Here is a 24,236-nt window from a genome sequence, read left to right as displayed (position 1 = left end):
CGAGGCCAAGGCCCCGTTTCAATACGGCCGCGGCGGCGGCTAGCGGAACAGAAGGACCGGGACCTTGCCGGTGCGCACCATGGCGGTGGTGGTCGAGCCCACGATCAGTTCGCGGATGCGCGAGTGCCCGTAGGCGCCCATGACCAGCAGGTCGCCCGCCCCCTGGCGCAGCTCGCCCTTGAGCGCGGCCTCCACCTCGCCCTCCAGCGCCTTCACCTCGGCCCCGGGCCGGCCGGTCAGGCGCGCCCTCGCGGCGGCGACCCGCTCGTCGCGCGGGGCGCCTGGCGCGCCGACGATGGCGACGGTGACCGGCAGGCCGTCGAAGGCGGGGTTCTGCAGGACGTGGTCGAGCGCCCGCGTCGCGCTGGTCCCGCCGTCGAAGGCGACCACGGCCCGCGCGATGGGCATGAAGACCCGCGGCGCCACCAGAACGGGCCGGACGCTGCCGCGGACCACGCGCTCGACCTTGGAGCCCAGATGCCCCTCGGCGAAGTTGTGGCTCTCGCCGCGCTTGCCGATCACGACGAGGTCGAAGCCGGGCTCCAGTTCGATGATGGTCTGCGCCACCTCGCCGTGCCGGTGGATCAGGCCGACCTCGGCCACGCCGGCCTCGTTCAGCCGCCGGGCGGCGCCCTCCAGCATGGCGCGGCCGTGGGCCTGGGCGGCCTGCGCCCGGACCTCGTCGGCCTTGGCCAGCTGCTCGAGCAGGGCTTCGCTGGCCCCCAGGCCGACGCTGCCGGAGAGGTCGAGGCCGGGACCTGCGCCCGTCTCGCCGCGGTCGAGCACGTGCAGCACGTCCACCCCGGCGCCCATCCGCACGGCGAACCAGGCGGCGTGGTCACAGAGGCTGGGGCCATAGGTCGAGGCGTCGATGGCGCAGAGCACCTTGGTCATGGCGGGTTCCTCCTCAGTGCGCGCCGAGCCCGGCCTCGGCGCCGTCCTTGTCGTGCAGGGCGAAGCGATCGACCATGGTCGCGCTGGCCGCATTGAGGCCGACGATCTCGACCTCGGTTCCCTCACGCCGGAACTTGAGCACGGCCCGATCCAGCGCGCCGACGGCGGAGATGTCCCAGAAGTGGGCCCGGGAGACGTCGATGACCACCTTCTCGATGACCTCTTTGAAGTCGAAGGCCGCGGCGAAGGTCTCGGCGGAGGCGAAGAAGATCTGGCCCTCCACGTCATAGGCGCGGGTGCGCCCGTCCTCGCTGAGCGTGCTCCGCACCGCGACGATGCGGGCCACCTTGCGGGCGAAGAAGATGCCGCTCAGCAGCACGCCGACCAGCACGCCGCGCGCCAGATCGTGGGTGGCGACCACCACGACGACGGTCGAGACCATCACCACCGACGACGACCAGGGATGGACGCGCAGATTGCGGATCGAGCTCCAGCTGAAGGTGCCGATGGCGACCATGATCATCACCGCGACCAGGGCGGCCATCGGGATCTGTGCGACCCAGGGCCCCAGGACGACGATCAGGAAGAGCAGGAAGGCCCCGGCGACCAGGGCCGACAGGCGGGTGCGGCCGCCCGACTTCACGTTGATCACCGACTGGCCGATCATGGCGCAGCCGCCCATGCCGCCCAGGAAGCCGGTCGCGAGATTGGCGATCCCCTGGCCGCGGCACTCCCGGTTCTTGTCCGAGCCGGTGTCGGTCAGGTCGTCGATGATGGTGGCGGTCAGCAGGCTCTCGATCAGGCCGACGGCGGCCATGGTGATCGAATAGGGCAGGATGATCTGCAGGGTCTCCAGGTTGAGCGGGACCTGCGGCAAGTGGAGGAAGGGAAGGGCCTCCGGCAGTTCGCCCAGGTCGCCCACCCGCCGGACGTCCAGGCCCATCCAGACGGCCAGGGCCGAGAGCGCGAGGATGGCGATCAGCGGCGAGGGCACGGCCCGCGTCAGGCGCGGGAAGAGGTAGATGATGGCCAGGCCCGCGGCGACCATGGCGTAGGTCTGCCAGCCCACCCCCGTCAGCTCCGGGAGCTGGGCCATGAAGATGAGGATGGCGAGCGCGTTGACGAAGCCGGTGATCACCGAGCGCGAGACGTAGCGCATCAGCCCGCCCAGACGGGCGAGGCCGGCCAGGATCTGGATCACGCCCATCAGGACGGTGGCGGCGAACAGGTACTCCACCCCATGGTCGCGCACGAGGTCGCCGACGAGCAGGGCGATGGCCGCCGTGGCGGCGGAGATCATGCCCGGCCGGCCGCCCGTGAAGGCGATGATCACGGCGATGGAGAAGGACGCGTAGAGCCCGACCTTCGGGTCGACGCCGGCGATCACCGAGAAGCCGATCGCCTCGGGGATCAGGGCGAGCGCCACCACGATTCCGGCCAGGATGTCGCCGCGCGGATTGGCGAGCCACTCGCGCCGCAGGGAAGCCAGCAGGTTCATACTTGGGGATTTCGATGTCACAGAGGCGGCCGGCGCGCCCCCTGCGCACAGCGGGGGCGTCGCGACCGTCGGTTGTCCGGGGGATAGGCGCCCGGCCGAGCCACCCGGGCGGGGCCGGGTCCGTTCGAAGGCGCGGCTATGCCAGTCCCGGCGCGGCGATGCAACCGCAGGCGACGGCGCGGGCTTGTGGCGGCGCGGCCTTGCGTCGAGATTGCGGCTCCCGCCCCGCCGGAGAAACCCCGTGACCGCAGAGCGCCCGCCCGTCCCGGCTCACGGCGTCTCCTTCGGAGAGGCGCTGCGCGTCTGGGCCCGCGTCGCCCTGCTCAGCTTCGGCGGCCCGGCCGGCCAGATCGCGGTGATGCACCGCATCCTCGTGGACGAGAAGCGCTGGATCGGCGAGCGCCGGTTCCTGCACGCGCTCAACTTCTGCATGCTGCTGCCGGGACCGGAGGCCCAGCAACTGGCCACCTATCTCGGCTGGCTCATGCACCGCACGGCGGGCGGCCTGGCCGCGGGCCTGCTCTTCATCCTGCCGGGCGCCGTCTCCATCCTGGCGCTCAGCGGGCTCTACGTCCTCTATGGCGATCTGCCGGTGGTCGAGGCCCTCTTCTTCGGGCTCAAGGCGGCCGTTCTGGTGGTGGTCGTCCAGGCGCTCATCCGGCTCGGGGGACGCACGCTGCGCACGGGGCTCGCCCGGGCCCTGGCCGCGGCGGCCTTTCTGGCGATCTACGCCTTTTCCGCCCCCTTCCCGCTGATCGTCCTGGCGGCCGCCCTGACCGGCCTGCTCGCCGCGCGTCTGGATCCCGGCGTCGGCGGTTCTGCTCACGGCGCCGAGGCCTCCGACGCCGAGAGGGTCCCGGGGGAAGGGGCGCCCGACCACGCCCGGCCGCGGCTCGGCTGGGCGCTGCGGATCTCAGCCGTGCTCCTGGTTCTGTGGCTGGCGCCGGTGCTCGCGCTCGGCCTCGGCCTGGGCTGGGACCACGTCTTCACGCAGATCGCGGTCTTCTTCAGCAAGCTGGCCGTGGTCACCTTCGGCGGGGCCTATGCGGTGCTCGCCTATGTGGCGCAGGCGGCCGTGGAGACGCACGGCTGGCTTTCGCCCGGCGAGATGATCGACGGCCTGGGCCTGGCCGAGACCACCCCCGGTCCGCTGATCATGGTCACCCAGTTCGTCGGCTTTCTCGCCGCCTTCCGAGGCGAAACCGGGCTTCCGCCTCTTCTGGCGGGCGTGATCGGCGCGGCCCTCACCACCTGGGTGACCTTCACGCCCTGCTTCCTGTGGATCTTCCTGGGCGCGCCCTATGTCGAGGCCCTGCGCCGGGTCCGAGCCCTGTCGGCGGCGCTCTCGGCCGTCAGCGCGGCGGTGGTGGGGGTGATCCTCAACCTCGCCCTCTGGTTCGGGGCGCGCGTGCTCTTCTCCGACGTCGGGACCTTCGCGATCGGCCCCCTCAGCCTCGATGCGCCGCGGCTGGCCTCGCTCCAGCCGGTCAGCCTCGTTCTCGTGGCCGCCTCGGGGCTCGCGGCCTGGCGCCTGCGCCTGGGCGTCCTGCCGCTGATCGGCGGCGCGGCGGCGGCGGGCACGCTCGCCCACCTCGCAGGCCTGGCCTGACGGCCGAGGCGTCCGCCAGGCGCCGGAAAAGGCCCTGGCGATCACGAGGCCCAGACGCGCTCAGAACCGCCGATTCATCAGCAGGCGCTCGATGAAGTCATGCGGATAGCCGAGCGGGATCTCGCTGGCGCGATCCAGTCGCTCGCGAAGGTCGTCCGGCAGTTGGAGGTCAAGGCCTGCGAGTTGCTCCTGCAGCTGCGGAGCATTGCGTGCGCCGGCGATCGGTATGGGACGCGCCGGACGGTCCAGGAGCCACTTGAAAGCGATGGCGGCGGGCGAGGCGCCAAGCTCCCGGGAGATCGTGAGCAGCTCGTCGACCAGCGACTGATTGCGCGGTGAGAACCGCCTGTCTCCAGACTGCAGGCGAACCTGCTGGTCGGTCGGGGCCAGCGCGTACTTGCCCGTCAGCAAACCTCCGGCGAGGGGGCCCCAGGCGACGACGCTCATCCCCAGGGCCCGGCTCATGGGAACGAGCTCACGTTCGACCGACCGCTCTGTGAGATTGTATTCGACCTGGATCGCCTGAAAGCGCGCCCGGTCCTGCAGTTCGGCCTGGGTCGCCGCGCGGGCGACCGCCCAGGCCGGCGTGTTGGAGATTCCGACGTAGAGCACCTTGCCGCTCGTCACCGCATCGTCGAGGGCGCGCACGATTTCCTCGAGCGGCGTGACTTGATCCCAGAAATGCACCCAGTAGAGGTCGACATGGTCGGTGCGCAGGCGCCGCAGGCTGGTCTCCAAGGAGAGCCTCAGGCTGCGGGCGCTGTTGCCGCCGGATCGTACGTCATCGGCCGCAAGCAGGCCGCTGTACTTCGTGGCCAAGACATATCGGTCGCGCCGCCCGTGAAGCAGCTCGCCGAGCACCTCCTCGCTCGCCCCGCCCGCATAGTTGACGGCCGTATCGATGAAGTCGCCGCCGTGATCGGTGAAGACGTCGAGAATTCTGGCGGCTTCGTCGCGCGGGGCGGCTGCGCCGAAGGTCATGGCCCCCAGGCAGACCTCCGAGACCTGCAGACCGGTGGAGCCCAGTCGCCGACGCCTCACGACGCCACCGGCCGGCTGGCCCCTCGCTCGACGGTCCATTCCTCGTGGAGACGCCGCATGGAGGCGTCTCCGCCCGATCCGGCCACCCGGACGGCGCGGTCGTCGAGATCGGCGCCGCGGGCGAGGCGTTTGGCGAACCGCCGCCCCAGGGCCGGAAACCGGTCGATCCATTTGAAGACGTCAGGATGGTAGACCACGCCCGCCTGCTGATCCGCGACGGCCGCGACCAGGGCGGCCGCCGCCGCCCCGACCGTGCTGGGTTTCGGCGGGCCGTTCAGCCAGCGTTCGGACCCCTTCAGCTGGCGGGTCTCGCGCGAGGCCGGGCTGTCGACCGGCCCCAGGGCGAATTCCAGGACGCGTATGCCCCGGGGGGCGAGCTCCATCTGCATCACGAGGGTTGCGGCGGAGATCGCGGCGCGCGAGGCCGCGTAGTGGCCGAGGTGCGGGAACGGCGAGACCCGCGCCATCGAACCCACGTTCACGATCATGCCCGAGCCGCGCGCCAGCATCCGGGGGGCGAGCGCCGCGGCGAGGGCCAGGGGCGACCACAGGTTCGTCTCCATGAGATCACGCGCCTCGTCGCGATCCCCCGCGATCCAGGTCAGGGCCTGAAGCGCCCCGCCCGCGGCGTTGATCAGGACGTCGATGTCCCCCAGCGCCTCCTGCGCCCGGGCGGCGAGAAGGCTCGCCTCGCCCCGACGGCCGAGATCTGCGGCCAGCACCACGGGGCGCGCACCGCCCGAGGCCACGATCTCGTCGGCCAGCGCCTGCAGGCGCTCCGTCCGCCGGGCCGCCAGCCCGATTCGCGCGCCGCGCGATCCCAGCAGGCGAGCGGCTTCCCAGCCCACGCCCCCGGATGCCCCGGTCAGGAGGACCGTCTTGCCCTTCAGATCGCTGGAGGCCATCGTCGAAACTCCATTCGTTTAACAGATCAACGATGTTGATATATTCCCATCATGGAGGAGAACTTGTCAACCCGGTTGATAGATCAGTGCGTTCTGAACGCCGATGAGCTCGACCACTGTCTCGAGCGCACCCATCTGGTGTTCCGCGGGCTGGTCGAGCAGGCCGACCGGTTGCTCGCCGAGCGGGGACTGGGGCGCGCGCATCAACGGGTGCTGTGGGTGGTGGCCCGTCAGCCCGGCCTCCCGACAGGCGCCGTGGCGGGGTTCCTCGGGGTCAGCCTGCAAGCGCTGCACAAGACCATGCGTGAGCTGCTCGATCGCGATCTCATCCAGTCGACGACGGACGAGGAGAACCGGCGCCTGCGACGGGTGAGCCTCACTGAGGCCGGACGAGCGCTTGAAGCCCAGCTCACGGAGCCGCAACGGGCCGTCTTCGCCGCTGCGGTGAACCGCTTGGGGGCTGAGGCGATTGGTCAGTGGGGCGCCGTGATGGACGTGCTCGCCGAAGAACTCGGGTCCAAAGCGGGCAGGGACGGCTCAGGTCCGCAATAGAGCCGCCGGCGGAGGCCGGGATGACGGCCGACGCCGGCCTGGTGCCCGCAGACCGGCGCCCAGGGTCTAGGCGGTCACGCTGACGCCCTGGTCTCGGATCGGCTGGACCCGGAAAAGGCGAAGGCCCGCCGGCGTCACCGGCGGGCCCTCATGGTGGAGCTAAGCGGAGTCGAACCGCTGACCTCTTGAATGCCATGTGCCCCGGGGGGTGTTTTTCAGGTCTTTCCACGCCTGTTCAATCCGTTCCTAAGTCATTGTCGGAGTTGAAGAAAGGGCGAGTTTTAGCGACAGTGTGAGCCCAGGCGAAAAGCGGCGGAAATCGCGCCGTTTGGTACCTGGGTGGTACCGCAAAACGAGCCCGTCGATGCCGAAACTGACTGAAAAATCCGTCGAGGCGCTGCAGCCGCAGGACCGCGAATACGTGGTTTGGGACAGCGAGGTGATCGGCCTTGGGGTCCGCGTGCAGCGCACCGGCTCCAAGAGCTTCATCCTGATGTACCGGCGCGGTGGCAAGAAGCGCAAGCACACCATGGGCGCCCTGCGGGTGGGCTATGGCGTGAAGGAGGCGCGCGAGCGGGCGAAGGATCTCCTGAAGGGCCTGCGCGACGGCGTCGACCCGCAGGAGGCCAAGGCCGAGGAGCGCCAGGCCCTGAGCGTCGCCGAGCTCGCCGACCTCTACCTTGAGCTGGGGCCGGCGCTGAAGCCGGAGAAGAAGCAGTCGAGCTGGGACACCGACCGCGGGCTCTTCAGGAACCACGTCAAGCCGCTGATCGGCCGGATGCTGGCGCGGGAGGTGACGAAGGTGGACATCGCCACCATGCAGCTCGACATCTCGCGCGGAAAGACGGCCCGCAACGAGAAGACCGGGCCGCGCCGCCGCTCGGTGGTGAAGGGCGGCAAGCGCATCGCCTCGATGGCCGTGGCGGTGCTGGGCGCCTGCTACCAGTGGGGCATCGAGACCGGCCGCGTGAGCCATAACCCGACGAAGACGGTGAAGGCCTTCAAGATCAACCGGCGGGAGCGCTACTTGTCCGAGAAGGAGGTGGCCTGCTTCAGCGAAGCCATCGCCGAGTTCGAGCGGGAGGATCCGCGGATGGAGGTGATGGCCGACGCCGTGCGCCTCCTGATGCTCACCGGCTGCCGGAAGAGCGAAATCCTGACCCTGGAGTGGGCCTGGGTCGACTGGCGCAAGAGTTGCCTGCGGCTGCCGGACTCGAAGACCGGCGCCAAGGTCGTGCCGCTGGCCGATGCGGCGGTGGCGCTGCTGAAGCGGCGCTGGGAGGCCGGACGGCCCGAGCCCGACATGCGGGGCCACAACTCGGGCGAACGTCCCGAGCCGAAGCGGCGGTCACCCTACGTGCTGCCGGCGATGAAGGGCGAAGGCCACTACATCGGCCTGGGCCACCATTGGGAGAAGGTGCGCCTGCGGGCGGACGCTATAGCGCGCAAGCGAGCTCAAGAGGCCGGCGAGCATCCGGACGATGTTCCAACCCTGGCCGACGTGCGGCTGCATGACCTGCGGCACAGTTTTGCGAGCTTCGCCATCGCCGACGGCGCCTCGCTGTTCATGGTGGGCAAGGTGCTCGGGCACAAGCAGGCGCGGACCACGGAGATCTACGCCCACCTCAGCGACGATCCGATCAAGCAGGTGGCGAACCGGACCGCGGATCGGCTCTCCCAGGCCATGAGGTTCTGAACCGCATCCTCGCGAACGCCACGTCGCCGGCGCCGTGCCACTGCTCAGTCTGCTGGCTTGTTCGTTACGGAGGCGGACTAGGTGGACGCGGCAAACTCACCCTCAAGCGCCCGCAGGGACGGGGGAAGCCTCCGCGAACCCGACGACCTGCCCCCGATGAACACGTTCCTCAACCGGCTGCTGGCCCTGCGCATCGCCGACCAGAACACCCTCTTCCGCGACCTGGACTCCATCCTTGCAGGTGTGCTCGAGCGCGCCGGCGCCAGCGGCGAGCTCGAGCGCGGCATCGAGGACGTCGTCGCCGAGCAGCTCGAGCTCGCCAGCGAAGAGGTGGTGCGGACCGACCCGAGGTCCGGGGCGGAGACGCGGCTCCTGCACTTCCGGCTTAAAACCCGGCGGGAGCTCATGTCGCTGGAGGCCGCGCTCGCACGGGCCGAGGCGCTCGGCCCGGCGGCGGCCTTGGTGCTCAACGAGCGGACCGGCCGCGCCGCCCTGGTGGAGCACGGGCTGACCCTGCTGGGGGAAGACGACCGCCTCGCCCCCGCCGTGCGGCTGGTCCGGCCCGAGCGAAGCACCCTGGTCGCCGAGGCGGCGTTCGCCGAGAGCGCCTGGGCGCCGGCCGAGGCGGGCGCCTGGCGCGGGGCGTGGCAGGCGGAGCTGGAGGCGACGGATCCCTGGCGGACGCGGGAGCTGGTCCTGGTGACCGGCCTCCTGCTGCCGATCTGGGGCCGCCTGCCCGCACGCGGCGCGCAGGTCCGGCGGATCAAGGGGCCCGACGGCCGCCGGTGGCTGGGACGCGTCCTCGATCCGACACTGGCCCTGCAGCTCAAGGCCTCGCTCGGCCTGACGGATGCGGCCGCCGCGTTCGCGGCCGACCCCGCCGCGACAGCCGCCGAGGTGGTGAAGCGCGGCGTCGAGCTGTCGCTTGCCGGCGGCCTGTGGCTGCGGCGCGCACGGGTGATGGACCGCTGGCGCCTGGAGCTCGTCGGCGCAGGCGCCCAGCGCGCCGCGCTGCAGGGGCTCGGCTGCTTCGTGGAGATCATCGCCTACACGCCAAGGGTCTTCGTGCCCCTGGAGCCCCCGGCGGTCCTGGCGGCCGTCCTGGGACGCCACCCGGTGCAGCAGGTGATCTCTCCGGCGGAGGCCGCCTGAGGGCGGACCAGGGCGGAGGAAGGGAAGTCGCGGGCGAGCCGGGCGGGAATGGGTCCCGCTCGGCGCAGGAGCCCGCCATGTCCTATCCCTTCCCGCCCACGGTGGGCGCGTACTCGCCGTGGGGCCTCGTACAGTCCGCCACCCCGCTCGGTCCGGACGCCGTCCTCGTCTCCACGCCGTCGCATGGGGGCATCCGCGTCTCGGGTCGGGCCCTCTCCGAGATCCCGCTGCCCCTCCGGAGCACCGCCTACAGCCAGGGCGGCTGGTTCGAGGAGGACTGCGACTGGGCGATCCCCTACCTGGCGCTGGGGCTCCACCGGTTCGAAGCCGAGCCCGGCCGTGGCGAGCGCCTGCGTGAAGCCGCGCGCCGCACCGCGTGGACCTACCACCGCGCCCATGCCGCCCTGCTCGGGGTTCCTGCCGATCCTGCCCTGGCCGAGGCCATCGGCCATCAGGAGGGCCGATGACCACCGTGCCGCTGCCGCCTCGCGTCCTGGTCGCCGTCCCGGGCGGCCGCGGGCATCGGGGGAGAGGACGAAGGGAGGGCTCCGCCGGGCGAAGCGGGGCTGGGAGGCAGGCTCCCGGCGGCTTCAGGGATGAAGGAGACTGACATGCAGAACGTGGTGTTCGCAGGCCGCCTGGCGGCCGACCCGCAGGTGACCGACGACTTCGGCAAAGCGGTGTTCCGGCTGCTGGAGAACCGCGGCCGGGATGCGGCCGGCAAGCCGCGCGTGGTGGGGGTCAACTGCGTGAGCTGGGCCAGGGGGCTCAACGAGCGCGTCATCGCCGAGGGGCTGGCGATGGGCTGCGAGGTGGTGGTGGTCGGCGCCTTCGTCGACAACCGCTACCAGGCCCGGGACGGGGGCGAGCGCACCGCCAAGGAGCTGGTGGTGAACCGGCTCACGGTCCTCGACTGGGCGTCCGACCGGCTGGCGGAAACCGAGGCCGAAGCGGCCTGAACTTCAACCCCACGAGAACAAGGAGACTGTCATGCAATCCGTGATCGTAGAGGGCTATCTGGCCGCCGATCCGTCCATTCTGTCGGCTCAGGGCTCAGGCGCGAAGCGGGCGAGCTTCCGCCTCATCGAGACGACCCGCTTCCGACGCGGGGACGGCCAGCCGGGGGAGCGCACCACCGGCTTCAACTGCGTCTGCTTCAACGAAGCGACGGCGGAGAACTACATCGCGCCATTCGCCAAGAAGGGGAGCCGTGTCGTGGTGCAGGGCCATGTCGAGAACGTCACCTGGACTGGCCGGGACGGGCTCACGCATTTCGACCTGCGGCTGGTGGTGCGCGACATGCGCATCAAGACCCGGCGGGACGAGGCGGACGCGCCCCGGGAGCAAGCGCCCGAACCGCAGTTCGACCTCGACGACGAAATCCCGTTCTAAAGCTCTTCGACACATCGAGTTCGGCCCCGTCGGCTTCGCCGGCGGGGCCATTTGCGCTCACCTGTCGGCCTGCTGGAAGTAGGATTGCCAAGGCGCAGCTCGTTCTGGTTGAATGTCGTGGGGCCCGAGACAAGTCGTCATCGGGAAGGGGGGATTACATGGCGCTGCTTTCGCGCATCGAGGGATTCTATCTCTCGATTTTAAGAGTCATCATTCTGGCTGCAGCAACGATCGCGCTGGTGATCGTCGTGTTTGGCTGCGTGCGGTCAGCGCCGCTGCTCATGCAGCAGCTCGGCGGCGCTTCGCAGCAGCAGCAGACGACCGGCGGAAGCCTGTCGGAATTCGTCAGCGAGAAGCGCGCGGAAGGCATCGAAACAGCAGCGGCCCCGCCAACGGCCGCCCAGCCGGAAACGCCACAAAGCATCAAGGAGGCGGTTGCGCTTCTGGCCCGCTACGACAAGGAGCGCCTCGGCGAGGACCTCGACGTGAACGGCGCGACCCGCGTGCTGATGGAGCGGCACGACGCCCTGCCTTACGAATATCAGAGTGCCTACGGGGCCAGCCTCAAGCGGCTCATGGAACAGCTGGTCGTGTCGAAGGGCAGTCCGCTCCAGATGGATCAGATCAATGAGCTGCTGAACTGGCACGACCAGAAATTCCAGTCGAACGTCGAGGCGCAGGCCGCCAAGAAGGCCGCCGACAACGCCGCTGCGCTGCAGGCGATCGCGGTGGCGGCCGTGGCCCTGCTCGTCTTCCTCCTGATCGTGTTCTGCTTCATCTTCGTGAAGATCGAGCGGAACCTTCGGCTTGTGCAGATGGTGGACCGCACGCCAGGGGCTGGCGGGTCCTCGCCTGCGTCGGCCTGACGGTGCGACCGGTGAACCTGGAGAGGTGCGGCCAGCGCACCTCCGCGCTCAGTCTTGCTTTGAGCGCGGCGCTGATCGTCAGCGCCTGCGACGGACGTAAGCCGCCCGAGTCTGAGCAGCCTGTCGACACGACGGTGATAAGCCGCGCCGGCGCCGCATCCGGCGTCGTCGCCGATTCGCAGTTTCCAGGCGTGCCGGCCGACTATGTCGCGGCGAGAGCGGACCTGCTGCGGCGCGGTCTGGTGATCGCGTCGGACAAGCCCGAGCGCCCAGACGCGCAGTACCCTGAGCTGGATTGTGATCCCGCGACCGGCGCCTGCTCGGGGCTGTTTCTGGAGACCGATGCCGAAGGGTGGCGTCATTACGTCGTCGTGGACACCGAGGGCGCCCCGCCGCGCGTCACGTCCATCTCGTATCCCCCGACGGCCCGTGGCCTTCCCTCAATCCCGCCGGCGCCGCCCGCCGATGCGCCGAAGCTGTCCGACAGCTACTGGCGGGCCCGCACGGAGCTTCTCGCCCTCGGCTACCGGCCCGCCAAGGCGGCATCCGAGCCACGGCGGGTCTGTGCTCAGGAAATGGCCTCTGGCGAGTATCTCGACTGCGAAGCCGATACGGACCTGCCGGAGGTCGAAACCTGCTCCGGCACCGGCATGGGCTTCTGCACCGTCTATTGGATCGCGCCCGATCGGCGCGTTCTGAGCATCACGACCATCGGAGAGCCGCAGCCCGGCGGCATCTATCACATAGCCTGGGCCAAGCCCGCGGAGCTGGAGTCGCTCCCGGAAGGCTGGCGGGGGGAGTAGAAATCATGCGCCATATGCTTCTCATTGCGACTGCCTTCGCTGCGGTCGCTGTCCTGGCTGGCTGTGACCGCTCAGCAGACAAGGCCGCCACGAACGCCGGAGCCGTCGATACCACCATAGCCGCAGCGCCGGCGCCTCAGCCGCCAGCGGCTCAGGCAGCTGCCCCGTCAGTGGCCCCTGCGGCCGACGCCTCGTCCGTGGAGGCGCGCTACTCCCCGGCATACGACGCGTGCATGAGCACTGGTGAGGCCGCGCAAGGCGTGACCGTGGCGATGGCCGACTGCACTTCGGCGGAGATCGAAGTGCAGGACGGCAAGTTGAACGCCGCCTACCAGCAGGTGATGCGCGGACTTGAAGAGGCGCCGCGGCAGAAGCTCCGGGACGCCCAGCGCGCCTGGATCAAGTTCCGGGACACGAAGTGCGCCTCCGAGAGCCAGAGCGGCGGCACGATGGATATTCTCAACAGCGGAGGCTGCATTCTCGATGCGACGGTGCGGCGCACCATCGAGCTCGAAGCGATGGGGGATGCCGGCTAATCCAGGGTCGGTGGGAGATGCTCGCCTTGCCGCTGGAATAGCGAGCGACGGGCGTGCCCCGGCCTGACGGCCGGGTCGGGCTCTACTCGCCGCTGGCGCGGCTCCCGGAGCCCCGTGCCGGGTCTCCGCCCTTCGGGTGACGATCCCTCACGCGGGGGCGCGTTTATTCCGGTGCGAGCTGAACCTGCTTTCCTACGTGCTCGCGCCAGAGGCCGAGGCGCTTGATCCGGTAGTCGACGAGCTCTGGCGAGGTGCCGAATCTTGCCGCGATCTGCGCTGATGTCTGCTTTTCGGCGACAGCGCCCGCCACAGCCGCTCTCGGCAGAAGAGTCGCTGAGGCACAGTAGTAGGCGTCGTGCTCTTCGGCGCTGTCGTAAGTCCGCCCGTAGGCTTCGGCCACGCGAGAGATTTTGGTAAGCTTATGCCCTAACAGGATGTGCCAGAACTCTTCGAGGACGGTCACGCGCTGCCGTTCAACAGTATGGCTGTCGTTAAGCAGGACGGCCCATTCATCGTGGTCGGCATCCAGCGGTACGCTCATCGCGGACCACTCTCCACTCAAGCCACCGAGCAGGGCGGCCTTAAGGCTCGGCTCAAGGCTGTCGGACACGCTTGCCCCGACGACAGTTACGCCCTCCACCTTGATGCGCAGGCTGTCCAATGGCTGGTCCGGCGCGAGGCCGAGATCCGCGCGAAATCGCTCCGCGGTCTGCTCAAGTTCTTCCTTCGAAAGCGACACCGCTTCGGACGCGCCGTCGCCGACCTCGTCGGCAGGGCGGTGCGCGTTGTGGCCGCCGAGCGTGCGGCGGAGGCAATCCGCCGCCTTCAGCAAAGTACGCACCGTCGTGGACTGAACGTTCTTCGCTGCGCGGAAGTGCACAAGCGCGACGTTCTCGAAGCCTAGGCCGGCGGCTTCCGCGTCGGCTCCCAGCCATTCCAACAGCCTGATCTTGGAGTTGTTGTCGGGCTGCCCCTCTCCCCTTTCGATACGGGCCAGGGTGGAGAAGCTGATCCCGATGGCGGCGGAAAGCGCGCGAATGCTCAAGCCCTCGGCCTCGCGCTTGCGCTTCATCGCCTGGATCAGCTGGTCTTCGAATGATGCCATAATGCTCTGTGCGAACGACACGCCTTGACACACTCCGGGTCGGCGCCCGAAGCTGTGCTGGTGACACAGATTCGCACAGCTCAGACACCGAAGGAAGAGCCCTTAGCACCTGAGGTGATGTCTGTGCTGCGGGAACTGGGCCAAGCGCTCGACGAGCAGCGCCCGCTCCGTGTGCACAACCGAGGCGTCGTCAGCCTCGGCCTCAACCTTCTGCAAGAAAAGGACATCGGTGATGCAGGATCGACCCCGCCAAGACCCTCAGCCGGACCACGGCAAAGGACCGCCCGACGGCAAGGGGCAGCCGATCGACCACGGCCGCCCCGTTCCCCACCACGGATCGGCAGCACAGATCTTCGCGCCGCTTACGTGGGCCAGGCCGCTTGCCTGAAGGAGGCTTACCCTTCGGCGCAGCTACACCCCGACGAGAAGGGAACGTGGCTTGTGGCGGACAGCTTGGTGCTCACCGGACTCCCCCACAGAGTCACGTTCCTCGTCGCCCTGCCTGATCGACCTGGCGCGGGCGTCCGCGGCTGGGCGTATTGGCGCGGCGCCGACGGTCCCGTGTGGATCGGTCCCCGCCACACGAACTTCCAGGACGGTTCGATCTGCGCCTTTTCCGCTGACGATCACGCGTGGGACGAAGGCGGCGATCTGCGAACTCTACTCGACCTTTATACGGTCTGGGCGCTGAGGCACCTGCATCTAGCTCATCTTGGCCGGTGGCCGGGCAAGCAGTATGCGCTCCTTCACGGCCACCCTCACCTTCAGGCGTATTACAGGCGGGTCGAATGCCGACCCGATGAACTCTGCGGCTGCGGCTCGGAGAGCCGGCGATATGCAGACTGTTGCGGCCCTTCGGATCAGAAGGCCAACTTCATCGCTTTGGCCTCGCTCTTCCTGCGCCACGTCGATGGCGGGTTTGCGAGTCGTCGCCCACCGGAATCCGTCGTCCGGTCTCTGGATAGGGGCACACCGCTTCCGCCTATAGAAGAGGTGCATCTCCAACTTCGCTGAGTGAAGACGGCCCTGGGTGTTGGGCCCCGTCCAATCGCGTGCGGACACCTCCCAGGTGCGACGGCGCCTACGCCGTCGAACAGACCGCGGCGCCTGATCGTTCGTCCGTCCCGGCGCGAGGGGCGCGCCGGACGGAGCGCCCGCCTTTGGCGGGCGCAATGCCCCCACACAACGACCTCCGATCCTGTCACGTCACCCTGGATGTCAACGGCCAGGCGGCCGTTCCCCTGCGCTGCGCCTTCGGCTCCGCTCCGGTGACATCCCGGGGCCCGACGTGGGCGGGGAGAGGGTCGTTGCGCATAGGGCGCACGGCTTCTTCGCTCAAAGGAGCTTCCCATGACCTTCTCCCTGCATGCCTTCAATTCCGGCGATACCGCGTTCGACGTGATGGCCGCTGGCATCGAGGATGCGCGTCCGCATCCGACGGAAGCGGCGCTCGTCCAGCTCGGGCAGGCGATGATGACCGAGCTGTTGGATGTGGTCGGCGAGACCGCGCTGGAGGACGTCCAGGCGATCCTGGCCGAGAGCCTGATCGGCGCCTTCCATTCCGCGGCGGGCCGGATCGAGCGTGAGGCGGACCGGGCGCGGGACCGCATGCGGGTGCTGGAGCGGGACTTCGACGGGTCCGAGCTTGCGGATACCGAGCTGCAGGAGGCGACGCTGAAGGCGCGCTCGGCGGACGTGGCTCAGATGGCGGCGGAGCTGATCCGCGACGCCGCCTCGGAACTCTACACCACCCAGACCGGCGACGTCTGGACGGCCTGGCGTGGAAGCCGGCGCGGCACGCACCTGACGGCGGCGCAATTGGAGGCCAAGCAGGCGCTGCGGGGGATCGAAGCGCGGCGCAGGGCCGAGCAGGACCCGGGCGGTCCGATCGTCGCCTTCCGGGCGGCGCCGATGGCTGACACGGCGGCGGATGCGAACCGCATCTTCGACGCCCTGAACTGGGCCAAGGCGCAGTGGCCGGACATGGCCTTAGCCACCACCGGAGCGAAGGGCGCGGAGAAGCTCGCCATCCGCTGGGCGCGGCAGAAGGGCGTGAAGCTCGTGCTGGCGAAGGCTGACTTCGAGCGGCATGGGAAGGCGGCGCCGTTCCGGGCGAACGACGAGCTTCTGGCGCTACAGCCGGCCTGCTGCCTGACCCTGAGCCACTCGCTGGACGACGCGCGGGCGGACGGGTCGAAGCCGTTCGGGCCGGCGCTCAACATGGCGCAGCAGGCGGCGGCCCAGGGGCTGCGGCACATGGCCATCCGTCAGCGTCCTCACTGAGGTCTTCAAAGCCTGATCTTCAGCCCCGTTCGGCTCCCCAGCCGGGCGGGGCTTTCTTTTTGTCGGATGGAGCCACTGCTCGCGGCGGCCGACTCGCGTCATGCTTTTGAATGTTGTCGCGTGTTGATGGCTGTTGATCTGAATAGATGAGCAGCGGCGGAAATCTCTGTTTTCTTGCTTAGGGCAAGATAAAAGGAGGATGTTCGCGGGGCGTTTTTCTTCTACGCTGTCAGCGGCTTGCTGGCGCGACGCCGCCGATCTGCGACTTTCGTTGAGTTACGCCTGCGAGCCGGCTGGATCAGCAGCAGGAGAGGCCTGCGATGCTCGTCAGACAGGCGATAGAGGCCCGGCTTTCAGGGGCGAACGGCCGCGAGGAGGAAGGGCCGCGCGTTCGGCTTCCACGGTCCATGAAGCGGGATCGGCAGGGCGTCCGGACGGCGCTCTACCAGCGGCTGGCCGCGTCGCGGCTGTTCGCTCTCGGGGATCGTTCAGGGGTGCTCAAGGCGGCGCAGGGACGCTCCGGCCGGGCCTTCCGGCTGGACGTCCGGCAGCGGGTGATCGTCAAGGCGCTGGTCTGCCGGCATAAGGGCAAGGGCGCAGTCCGCGGCGCGGCTCTGGCGCGGCACGTGGCCTATCTCGGGCGGAGCGGCGCCGGCGTCGAGGGGGCGAGGCCGGAGTTCTTTGATCGGGACGCCGAAGGCCTCAATGCTGTCGAGAGGACCGGCGGCTGGGGTGCAGACCGGCACCACTTCCGCTTCATCATTTCGCCCGAGCACGGCGACCGCATCGACGACCTGAAGGGCTACGTCGGGGAGGTGATGGCGCGGGTGTCGGCCGACCTTGGCGAGCCGGGGCTGGCGTGGATTGGGACCTGCCACTTCGACACCGACCAGCCGCATGCGCATGTGCTGGTCCGCGGTAAGCGGGACGACGGCCGCGACCTGGTTATCCCGCGGGACTACATCGGCTACGGCTTCAGGGCGCGGGCGCAGGAGGTGGCGCAGGAGCGGCTGGGGGATCTCAGCCGGGCAGAGGCCGAGCGGCGCATCTGGAAGGAGACGGGGGTCGACCGCTTTACCGGCTTCGACCGAAGGCTGCTGGCGGCGGCCGATCAGGACGGCCTGGTGGACGATGGCGTCGGACGCAGCGACGCCTGGGCGGCCCTGACCCGCGGCCGGCTGCGGCACCTGGAGAAGCTCGGCCTCGCGTCGCCTTTCGGGCACCGATATCGGCTAGCGGCGGACCTCGAGGTGAAGCTGCGGACGCTGCAGATCCGGCAGGATGTCATCCGGACCCTGAACCAGCGCCGGCTCGAGGGGGCGCGCAATGTGCAGCAGCTTGGCGACCAGAAGGTGCGCGGGCGGGTCGTGCGGAGCGGCTCGCACGACGAGCTGGGCGGCGCGGCCTACGTCATCGTCCGGGACAGAGCCGGGACCGAGCACTACGCGCGGCTGGCATTTGGCCGGTCGTCCCCGAAGCTTGGCGCCCAGGTGGAGCTCATGCCCGGACCCAAGGGCGCGCAGATCCTCGGGCTTGGCCGCTCCACGGCGGAGCGCGGCCTCTGAACAGCGTTTGCCCAAAACGCGCCCCATTGTTCGAAGATCAAGTATGGGTTGCGTTGGGGTGGCGGCACGCGCTTAGCGTTTCGAGGGCCGCATGCGAAGTGAAGTTGTACGGGTTCTGGAGTTTGTCGCTCAGATCGACGGGATCGATGATGCGGATGCTCTGGCAGAGGATCTGAAGGTGCGGCTGGAGCCGTTCGGGGTCTCCTGCCTGTCCGCCAACCTGATCCACGTGCCCGGGCAGCCGATCAATCCCAGGGTGCTTGTGGGCGAGCGGTGGCGCGAGTGGGGCCGCCACTACGTTCGCAACGCCTATTGGGAGGACGATCCGGCGGTGAAGCAGCTGCTGGGGTCGGCGCGGCCCTTCGCCTGGTCAGAAGCGCTCGCTGAGTACAGGACGCGTGGGGCCGAGGCGGTTATGGGCGCCTGTTTCGAGCACACCGGCTGCCGCGAAGGCTTCGTGGTGCCGGTTCGCGACACGGATGGGGCCGTGCTTACCGGGGCCTTCAGCGGGCCGGCGATGGACCTGTGCCCGGAGGTGCGCGGCGCCCTCTATCTGGCGGGGACCTACTTCGTGCTGCGCGGGCGCGAGATCGTCGATGGCTTCAACCCGCCGCTCCCGAGTCCCCTCTCCCCGCGGCAGGCCGAATGCCTGCGCTGGGTGCGGGCGGGCAAGACGGACGCCGAGATCGGCGTGCTGCTCGGCATCTCGGCGCGGACCGTTCACAACCACCTGGAGAAGGCCAAGGGGCTGCTGAATACGCCCAAACGGGCGGTGGCAGCGTCGGAGGCTTGGGAAAGGGGCTGGCTCGCCTGACCTCAGCTCGGCTCCCCGGCGGGGTCGTTGGTCAGACCGTAACGGCGGAGCTCAGCCCGGGAGACCTGGCGCTTGGCGACCGCATAGAGCCTCCTGGTGTGCGCCTTGCGGTAGGCCTCCCATGCCCGTGGCTCATCGAGTTCCGGACCCGCACAGACGGCCGCGCCCGTGACGGCGTCGTGCACGGCGGGCGTGACGAGCTGCCGAAGGGAGGCTTCGCGCGGCGGCTTTCCGTGGCTGGAGACGCTGCGCGTGACCGCGCGATATTCGGGTTCGGGAAGCGGCGCGAGCCTCACCTCGAACCACAAGCCGCCGAGGCGACGCAGCTCGCGGTTGTCGTCGAGCGGCATGACGTCGGCAGCTTTCGACGGAGACGGGCGGGCCGCGAACGCCTTCGCCCAGGCTAGCCTATCCGTCCGCTTGAGGAGACCGTCCCGCCGATCGACGTAGAAGGGCTGGAACCACGGCCGACGGCTCCAGGGGTACTGACGCACGTCCTCGGAAGGATGGAGTTGCACGAAATCCTTCAGGTGATCGCGCACATGCTGCTGCACGGTGCTGGTGGGCTTCAGGTGCTCGGCGATCTCGGCGTAGATCTTGTTCCAGGGCCGGCCGACCTGACGCGAGAGATAGCGCTGCAGCGGGGCCAGGTTCTCGTTGAGCATCTTGTAGCCGCCAGCCTCCTGCACATGGCGGCGCAGGCCGATCGCCTTGGGCAGAAGCTCGTCGTCCACGTAGCGTCCGCGCCGCCGATAGCTGTCGATCTTGCGCGGGCGCTCAACGATAACCTTCGCCATGTCCTTACGCATGCGGGCCTCTCCTTCTGACCGGGGAGCTCCGCGCAAACGAAAGCGCCCGCTCAGCCGGAGGCTGGCGGGGTGTGCAGGTCAGGTTGTCGGAGCTCGGATGATTGTCGAGCCACGAAGCTGTGCCTGACGGGCGCGGCGGTCAAGGCGGGACGCGCCTTCGACGAGGGGGGCTGGCGTCATTGTTGCCCGCAAGCCACGATGGATGCGAGCAGGTTTGGGGGAGACGAGCATGGCCATCGCGCGCCTGGGACCGAACGGCGAGGTCGAGATCATCGAGCCGGGCACGCCCGAGGAAGCAGCGGAGGCCTGGGAGAAAGCGCTGGAGATCGCCGGCCTGCTTGGTCGCATGGCGGCGGAACGGGACTATGAGGCGGCGGTGGCCGAAGCGCGGGCGCGGCATGCGGCCAACCTCGCGACGGATAGTCCTGATGGCTGACCAGCGGGGTTTCGAGCTTCCAAGGTCCGCCGTGCGCTACTTCGCCGTTCGGGAAACCGAACTGGTGGGCTGGAGGATGATGCTCCTCGGAGGCGGGGAGCAAGAGCTTCGTCAGGCGCTGGCTGAGGCCGCCATCGCCCCGGCGGAGATCCGCGAGGTGATGACGGTTCTTATGCGCGACCCGCCGTCGGGTCTGCAGGAGCTCCTTGGTCCCGACATCTGGTCGGGCGCCGGGCACGATTGGGTTTTCGATGCGTCGATCGGGCGATGGCGGGCGCCGGATGAGCCGCTTGCGCCGCTGCCGGGCAAGCCGAAATCGGTCGATGGTCTCAGCTTCGACCTCGAGGTCCCACACATCGGCTGGCTGCCGGTGACCATCGCCGCCGGCGCTCAGACCGTGAGCTTCTCGGCAAGCACTGTGTTCGATCCATTCCCATCTCTCACGAGCTGGCTGGACGCGGTGGCGGCGGGTCGTGCGCCGAGGCTCCTGATCGACACCGAAGGGGTGGTCGTCAGCTTCCACATCTTCGAGCCGCAGGGCGCCACCGTGCGGTTCGTGGTCACCAATGACGCCGAGGCCGACGACACCATCGACCTGGACATCCGGATCGAGCGGACGACTTTGGTTCGCGCCATCTACACGCGGCTTGTCGCCTTCTGGGAAAGCCCGGAGCTCGCAGCCGCCTGGCGTTCGGAATGGCGCTACGACGATGAGCCGGACGAAGATCCAACGAGTGCAACGAACCGCCCGTACAGCGTGCGGTCGGAGCGGCTGGATCGGCTGCTTGCAGACCCGCGGTAGACTCTAGCGCCTGCGGGTGGGGAGATGCCGGCCCTCTGCGAGCGCGACCAGGGTCTTAGCCCGCTCGGTGATCAGCACCGAGGCGCGTTCGAGGTGTTCGCCTCCAAAGCCGATGGCGGCGATCTCCTCCCCGACCGCACCAATCCGCTCCAGGGCCAGACCGGCGATCGCGCCCGCACGCCGCCGCACGAACGGCGCGCCGACGCCGATCTCTTTTGCGAAATCGTCCCAGGTATCGGGCGTGAACTCCTCAAGGGTCGAGCGCTTGCCCACCTTCATGGCGAGCTTGGCGTGCACGTCGGGATAGGCCGCGGTGCAGAGCAGGTCGTAGAGCGGCGCGAAGTCGATGCCTCTGTCCAAATAGAGGAGGCTGTAGTTCTTACCGTGCGCGTCCGCATTGCCGACGAGCACGTTGAAGATGGCGGCATCGACGAGGCGCAGCACCGCAGGCGCGGGCGCGGCGCAGGCGCGGCGGAGGAGATCGAAGCAGTCCCGGAAGATCGGACCGCCCTCGGAGGCGTACTTCCGCTCCGGGGCGACGCCCAGGGCTTGGCAAAAGTCTTCCTGGTGCAGGCGGCGGATGGAGCCGTCGGTGCCGACGTCGCGGTCGTAGCGCTCGACCAGCAGATAGGTCCGCTCGCCGGTGCGACGGGGCTCCACCGGCGCCACCCGAAGGCCTAGGGCGGCGGCGAGGCGCATGGCCAGGGCCTCGTTCTCGGTCGTGCCCGGCAGGCGCTCGATGGCCGGCTTAAGGATGTGGGTGCTCGGCTGGCCGGGCGCCGGCAGCGCCACCCGGCCGTTGACGAGCACAATTGGGAGCTTCTGCTGGGCGCCGGCGAGGGAGAGGCGCAGGCCTTCCTCCCCGGCAAGCATCGGCCGCGCCGGAAGTCTGGCGAGGACCTCCAGCAAGGTCTCGTCGGTGAGCGGCTCGGTAGCGGCGACGCCCTGCGGCTCAGGGGGGAGGTCCCCCTCGGGCCAGAGGGTGAGCGCGCCGGCGACGTCTCCCCCGAGCCGTTCAAGCAGGCGGAAGTCATTGGCCCTCGAAACGCCGAGCGCATGGGCCACGGCGTCCCGCTGCGTCTCCTCGGGCAGGAGGCCCGCGAAGAAGGGCCGCGTCTCCCGCCGGCTGAAGGCTCCGGGACGCTTCGGCAGCGAGATAGAGATGGCAGGCTTCGTCCCGTCCTCCAGCCATGCCCCGTCGTAGACGAACTCCAGGTCGCCGTTCTCGTCGATGCGGAGCAGACCGACGCGGGCGCCGTCCCACCAGACGGTCAGAGACCTGATCATTGGGCAGCGCCGGAAGGACTGCGGCCGCGCGGCGCGATCTGCAGCTCGAGGCCGAGCGCGTCGAGGACAGCCAGCATCCGGTCAAGCCGCACAGTCGGCTTGCCGCGCTCGAGCTCCACGAGGAAGCGCAGGCCGACCCCGGCCGCGGCCGCGAGTTCAGGCTGCGTCAGGCCCATGCCCCTGCGGGCGGTGCGTACGGCTTGGCCGATATCTGAGAGAGGCGCGGTCATGGCTTTCCCGATCGGGAAATTTGCATTTCCAAGTGAGCTAAGTCAAGCTAAATTATCCGATCGGGACATTTAGAAGTGTCTAGCCCTTCTAACGGTCAAACTTTACCGATCGGTGCATTCGAATCATTCCGCACATCAGAAGGCGGAGAGTTTCCCGAACGGGCAATCTCAAGGCAAGCAGGCATCGCCTGAATGTCCCTCGCAGGGTATAACGCGGCGCTGCGGCGGACTTGCACGGTCCTGCGCATCCGAGACGCCCATCGCCGTAGGGTCGAAGCTATCCGTGAGGAGCTTGGCTCGCCGCAGCGAACTTCAAGGCTGCGCGGGTACTCGCAAATGCAAGGTGAGTTGGCCTAGCAGCTTGGCGACAACCTCCACGCTCCCCAGCGCTCACCATGCCGACCCTTAAGCGCGAAGATCTTCACAAACTCGTCTGGACCGACCCGATGCGAACCGTGGCCGAACGCTTCGGAATTTCCGATGTCGGCCTCAAGAAGCACTGCATCGCAGCCGGCATACCTGTGCCGGAGCGTGGCTACTGGGCGAAGCTCGCGGCCGGCAAGCGCGTGGAAGCCCAGGCGCTCCCTCCGCGAGATCCCGGCGCCAGCGAGTACGTCACGTTCGGTGGGGACCGCTGGTCATGGAACAGCGACCCGGAAGCCCGCTTGGCGGAGCGTGTACCAGACCCGCCAAACTTTCCCGAGCCTCTTGAGAGTGTGCGGAAGCGCGCCGAACGCCGGCTTGGCAAGGTCAAGTCCGTCCGGGATCTTACCAGCCCGCACGACGGACTACGGAAGCTGCTCGAGAAGGATGCGAGGCGGGCTCAGAAATTCGCCGCGAGCGGATGGGAGTGGGACCGACCGCTGTTCACAGGAGCGTTCGAGCGACGGCGCCTCGCCATCCTCAATGGTCTGGCGATCGGACTCTCGAAGGCCGGCGCCAGCCTGGAGGTGACCGGTCCGACGGGCCGCGAGATTCGTGCGCGCGTCGGTCACACTGACTTGAGCCTTTCGCTCGATCATCCGTCGGCGAAACCTACCCGTCATGGGAGTGGCCCGTTCGGCCAGACGCCGTCGATGAACTGAAGCTCGTCATCGGAGAAGCGGAGGCTTCCGACTACCGCCCAGTCTGGGCCGACGACGACGAGGGAAAGCTTGAAGCCAAGTTGGGGGCGATCGCCCTTGAGACCGTCGTGGCAGGCGAAGCCACATATCGCGCCCGTTGTATTGCCCACCACCGATGGCTGCTCGAAGAGCGGGCGCGGCTGGAGGCTGAAGTCGAACGACGACGCGCCGATGCGGAGCGGCGTCAGCGCGAGAGGCGCGCTGCGGAGGAGAAGGCGCGCCGCGAGATGCTGTTTGGCCAAGCGCAGGCTTGGCGGTCAGCCCAGGACATCCGCGGGTTTGTGTCCGAGGTCCTCGCGAGCCAGCGTGAGGGCGTGTCAGACGGCATGCAGAAATGGGCCGCTTGGGCGCTTAGTGAAGCAGACGCATTGGACCCAGTGACGAGCGGGTCGTTCAAAGTGCCGAGCAGATCCGGAAGCGACGAGGGTGATTGACGGCTTGCGTCACGACCGACCAAAACGGGGAGTCAGGCGCCGTCGTTTCGGTCAAAGCTTCACGCCCGTTCGCGTCAGCAAGGCTGTCATCGCGATGTAGAGCACTACGGTCAAAGCGCATCCGCCTAGAAGTGCGGGCCAGAAGCCCACGCCGCGCCGCAGGAGGAGCGGCACCAGCAGGAACATCGGAAGGCTCGGCAGTACGAACCAGAAGGTCGCCTGGGCATGATCCGCCAGACGCTGCGGATCCGAGGTGTCGCGCCACAACCAGATCATGCCGAGGATCGACACCAGCGGCAGCGAAGCGATCAGCGCCCCCCAGCCCGAGAAACGGCGCGCGACTTCCGAGGCCAGGGCGATGATGACGCCGGAGGTCGCCGCCTTGAGGAGGAGATAGAGCATG

The 24,236-nt window shown here is 68.8% G+C and carries 26 protein-coding genes and 1 other annotated feature; of the genes, 16 read left to right on the top strand and 10 right to left on the bottom strand.

Translation table 11 applies throughout. The features are described from left to right. Positions 1-39 precede the first annotated feature (39 nt). Together H2041_RS08390 and H2041_RS08385 are read right to left on the bottom strand one after the other, a co-directional pair. Positions 40-894 (bottom strand): universal stress protein, encoded by an 855-nt coding sequence (locus H2041_RS08390; protein WP_293411558.1) that lies wholly within the window; start codon positions 892-894, stop codon positions 40-42. Between the two features lie 13 nt (positions 895-907). Beyond that, entirely contained in the window at positions 908-2,386 is a 1,479-nt protein-coding gene (locus tag H2041_RS08385) for a SulP family inorganic anion transporter (protein WP_293411622.1), read from the bottom strand. A 76-nt stretch (positions 2,387-2,462) separates the two neighbouring features. Continuing rightward, positions 2,463-2,517: a sequence feature (sul1 is cis-regulatory element that is thought to sense ions involved in sulfur or methionine metabolism; They are found in Alphaproteobacteria), on the bottom strand. Positions 2,518-2,633: 116 nt separating this feature from the next. Between H2041_RS08385 and chrA the strand changes: the two genes are divergently transcribed. Continuing rightward, positions 2,634-4,001, top strand: coding sequence for a chromate efflux transporter (chrA, locus tag H2041_RS08380; protein ID WP_293411556.1), 1,368 nt, complete (start codon positions 2,634-2,636; stop codon positions 3,999-4,001). Positions 4,002-4,061: 60 nt separating this feature from the next. Here the strand turns inward: chrA and H2041_RS08375 are convergent, their stop codons facing one another. Further along, entirely contained in the window at positions 4,062-5,042 is a 981-nt protein-coding gene (locus H2041_RS08375) for an aldo/keto reductase (RefSeq protein ID WP_293411554.1), read from the bottom strand. Then, the gene (locus H2041_RS08370) at positions 5,039-5,947 is read right to left on the bottom strand and encodes an SDR family oxidoreductase (RefSeq protein WP_293411552.1); all 909 of its coding nucleotides are present in this window, start codon (positions 5,945-5,947) and stop codon (positions 5,039-5,041) included. The genes H2041_RS08375 and H2041_RS08370 overlap by 4 nt, the downstream gene beginning before the upstream one ends. Before the next feature lie 51 nt (positions 5,948-5,998). Between H2041_RS08370 and H2041_RS08365 the strand changes: the two genes are divergently transcribed. The 9 genes from H2041_RS08365 to H2041_RS08325 all read left to right on the top strand — a co-directional run bounded on the left by H2041_RS08365 (position 5,999) and on the right by H2041_RS08325 (position 12,944). Continuing rightward, positions 5,999-6,499, top strand: a complete 501-nt coding sequence (locus tag H2041_RS08365) for a MarR family transcriptional regulator (protein WP_293411550.1) — start codon at positions 5,999-6,001, stop codon at positions 6,497-6,499. A gap of 364 nt (positions 6,500-6,863) precedes the next feature. Further along, on the top strand, positions 6,864-8,195 hold the full coding sequence (locus H2041_RS08360; RefSeq protein WP_293411548.1) for a site-specific integrase: 1,332 nt from the start codon (positions 6,864-6,866) through the stop codon (positions 8,193-8,195). A gap of 81 nt (positions 8,196-8,276) precedes the next feature. Then, positions 8,277-9,347 (top strand): strawberry notch C-terminal domain-containing protein, encoded by a 1,071-nt coding sequence (locus tag H2041_RS08355; RefSeq protein WP_293411546.1) that lies wholly within the window; start codon positions 8,277-8,279, stop codon positions 9,345-9,347. Positions 9,348-9,424: 77 nt separating this feature from the next. Beyond that, positions 9,425-9,814 carry a hypothetical protein gene (locus tag H2041_RS08350; protein WP_293411544.1) on the top strand — a complete coding sequence of 130 codons (390 nt, stop codon included), beginning with the start codon at positions 9,425-9,427 and terminating at the stop codon, positions 9,812-9,814. A gap of 144 nt (positions 9,815-9,958) precedes the next feature. Further along, a complete protein-coding gene (locus H2041_RS08345) occupies positions 9,959-10,306 on the top strand; it encodes a single-stranded DNA-binding protein (RefSeq protein WP_293411542.1) in 348 nt (115 codons plus the stop codon). A gap of 31 nt (positions 10,307-10,337) precedes the next feature. Further along, the gene (locus H2041_RS08340; RefSeq protein ID WP_293411540.1) at positions 10,338-10,739 is read left to right on the top strand and encodes a single-stranded DNA-binding protein; all 402 of its coding nucleotides are present in this window, start codon (positions 10,338-10,340) and stop codon (positions 10,737-10,739) included. Positions 10,740-10,897: 158 nt separating this feature from the next. Next, positions 10,898-11,605, top strand: a complete 708-nt coding sequence (locus H2041_RS08335; protein ID WP_293411538.1) for a hypothetical protein — start codon at positions 10,898-10,900, stop codon at positions 11,603-11,605. A gap of 11 nt (positions 11,606-11,616) precedes the next feature. Next, positions 11,617-12,408: a hypothetical protein gene (locus H2041_RS08330; RefSeq protein ID WP_293411536.1), complete on the top strand. Its 792-nt coding sequence runs from the start codon at positions 11,617-11,619 to the stop codon at positions 12,406-12,408. A gap of 233 nt (positions 12,409-12,641) precedes the next feature. Further along, positions 12,642-12,944 carry a lysozyme inhibitor LprI family protein gene (locus H2041_RS08325; RefSeq protein ID WP_293411534.1) on the top strand — a complete coding sequence of 101 codons (303 nt, stop codon included), beginning with the start codon at positions 12,642-12,644 and terminating at the stop codon, positions 12,942-12,944. A 163-nt stretch (positions 12,945-13,107) separates the two neighbouring features. On the opposite strand, the gene H2041_RS08320 is transcribed toward H2041_RS08325, so the two are convergent. Next, positions 13,108-14,049, bottom strand: coding sequence for an ImmA/IrrE family metallo-endopeptidase (locus tag H2041_RS08320; protein ID WP_293411532.1), 942 nt, complete (start codon positions 14,047-14,049; stop codon positions 13,108-13,110). 1,350 nt (positions 14,050-15,399) lie between these two features. Between H2041_RS08320 and H2041_RS08315 the strand changes: the two genes are divergently transcribed. The 3 genes from H2041_RS08315 to H2041_RS08305 all read left to right on the top strand — a co-directional run bounded on the left by H2041_RS08315 (position 15,400) and on the right by H2041_RS08305 (position 18,711). After that, positions 15,400-16,332, top strand: coding sequence for a DUF2493 domain-containing protein (locus H2041_RS08315; protein WP_293411530.1), 933 nt, complete (start codon positions 15,400-15,402; stop codon positions 16,330-16,332). Positions 16,333-16,739: 407 nt separating this feature from the next. Next, positions 16,740-17,897: a DUF3363 domain-containing protein gene (locus H2041_RS08310; protein ID WP_293411528.1), complete on the top strand. Its 1,158-nt coding sequence runs from the start codon at positions 16,740-16,742 to the stop codon at positions 17,895-17,897. 91 nt (positions 17,898-17,988) lie between these two features. Then, entirely contained in the window at positions 17,989-18,711 is a 723-nt protein-coding gene (locus H2041_RS08305; protein WP_293411526.1) for an autoinducer binding domain-containing protein, read from the top strand. A gap of 2 nt (positions 18,712-18,713) precedes the next feature. On the opposite strand, the gene H2041_RS08300 is transcribed toward H2041_RS08305, so the two are convergent. Continuing rightward, positions 18,714-19,520: a hypothetical protein gene (locus H2041_RS08300; RefSeq protein WP_293411524.1), complete on the bottom strand. Its 807-nt coding sequence runs from the start codon at positions 19,518-19,520 to the stop codon at positions 18,714-18,716. A gap of 229 nt (positions 19,521-19,749) precedes the next feature. On the opposite strand from H2041_RS08300, the gene H2041_RS08295 reads away from it, so the two are divergent. Together H2041_RS08295 and H2041_RS08290 are read left to right on the top strand one after the other, a co-directional pair. Beyond that, positions 19,750-19,956 carry a hypothetical protein gene (locus tag H2041_RS08295; RefSeq protein WP_293411522.1) on the top strand — a complete coding sequence of 69 codons (207 nt, stop codon included), beginning with the start codon at positions 19,750-19,752 and terminating at the stop codon, positions 19,954-19,956. After that, positions 19,949-20,758, top strand: a complete 810-nt coding sequence (locus H2041_RS08290; RefSeq protein WP_293411520.1) for a hypothetical protein — start codon at positions 19,949-19,951, stop codon at positions 20,756-20,758. The genes H2041_RS08295 and H2041_RS08290 overlap by 8 nt, the downstream gene beginning before the upstream one ends. Before the next feature lie 3 nt (positions 20,759-20,761). Here the strand turns inward: H2041_RS08290 and H2041_RS08285 are convergent, their stop codons facing one another. Next, entirely contained in the window at positions 20,762-22,045 is a 1,284-nt protein-coding gene (locus H2041_RS08285; RefSeq protein WP_293411518.1) for a type II toxin-antitoxin system HipA family toxin, read from the bottom strand. Then, complete coding sequence (locus H2041_RS08280; RefSeq protein ID WP_293411516.1) at positions 22,042-22,275, bottom strand: helix-turn-helix transcriptional regulator; 234 nt, start codon at positions 22,273-22,275, stop codon at positions 22,042-22,044. The genes H2041_RS08285 and H2041_RS08280 overlap by 4 nt, the downstream gene beginning before the upstream one ends. A 395-nt stretch (positions 22,276-22,670) precedes the next feature. On the opposite strand from H2041_RS08280, the gene H2041_RS08275 reads away from it, so the two are divergent. Next, complete coding sequence (locus H2041_RS08275) at positions 22,671-23,360, top strand: hypothetical protein (RefSeq protein WP_293411514.1); 690 nt, start codon at positions 22,671-22,673, stop codon at positions 23,358-23,360. Here the strand turns inward: H2041_RS08275 and H2041_RS08270 are convergent. Continuing rightward, positions 23,318-23,641, bottom strand: a complete 324-nt coding sequence (locus tag H2041_RS08270; protein WP_293411512.1) for a hypothetical protein — start codon at positions 23,639-23,641, stop codon at positions 23,318-23,320. The two genes, H2041_RS08275 and H2041_RS08270, sit on opposite strands and share 43 nt — an antisense overlap. 243 nt (positions 23,642-23,884) lie before the next feature. Continuing rightward, complete coding sequence (locus H2041_RS08265; RefSeq protein ID WP_293411510.1) at positions 23,885-24,235, bottom strand: DUF3147 family protein; 351 nt, start codon at positions 24,233-24,235, stop codon at positions 23,885-23,887. Position 24,236 lies beyond the last annotated feature (1 nt).

This window comes from Phenylobacterium sp., from assembly GCF_013911965.1.
Classification (GTDB): domain Bacteria; phylum Pseudomonadota; class Alphaproteobacteria; order Caulobacterales; family Caulobacteraceae; genus Phenylobacterium.
The sequence above is the reverse complement of the archived record's forward strand: the minus strand, read 5'-3'. Positions and strand labels throughout refer to the sequence as shown.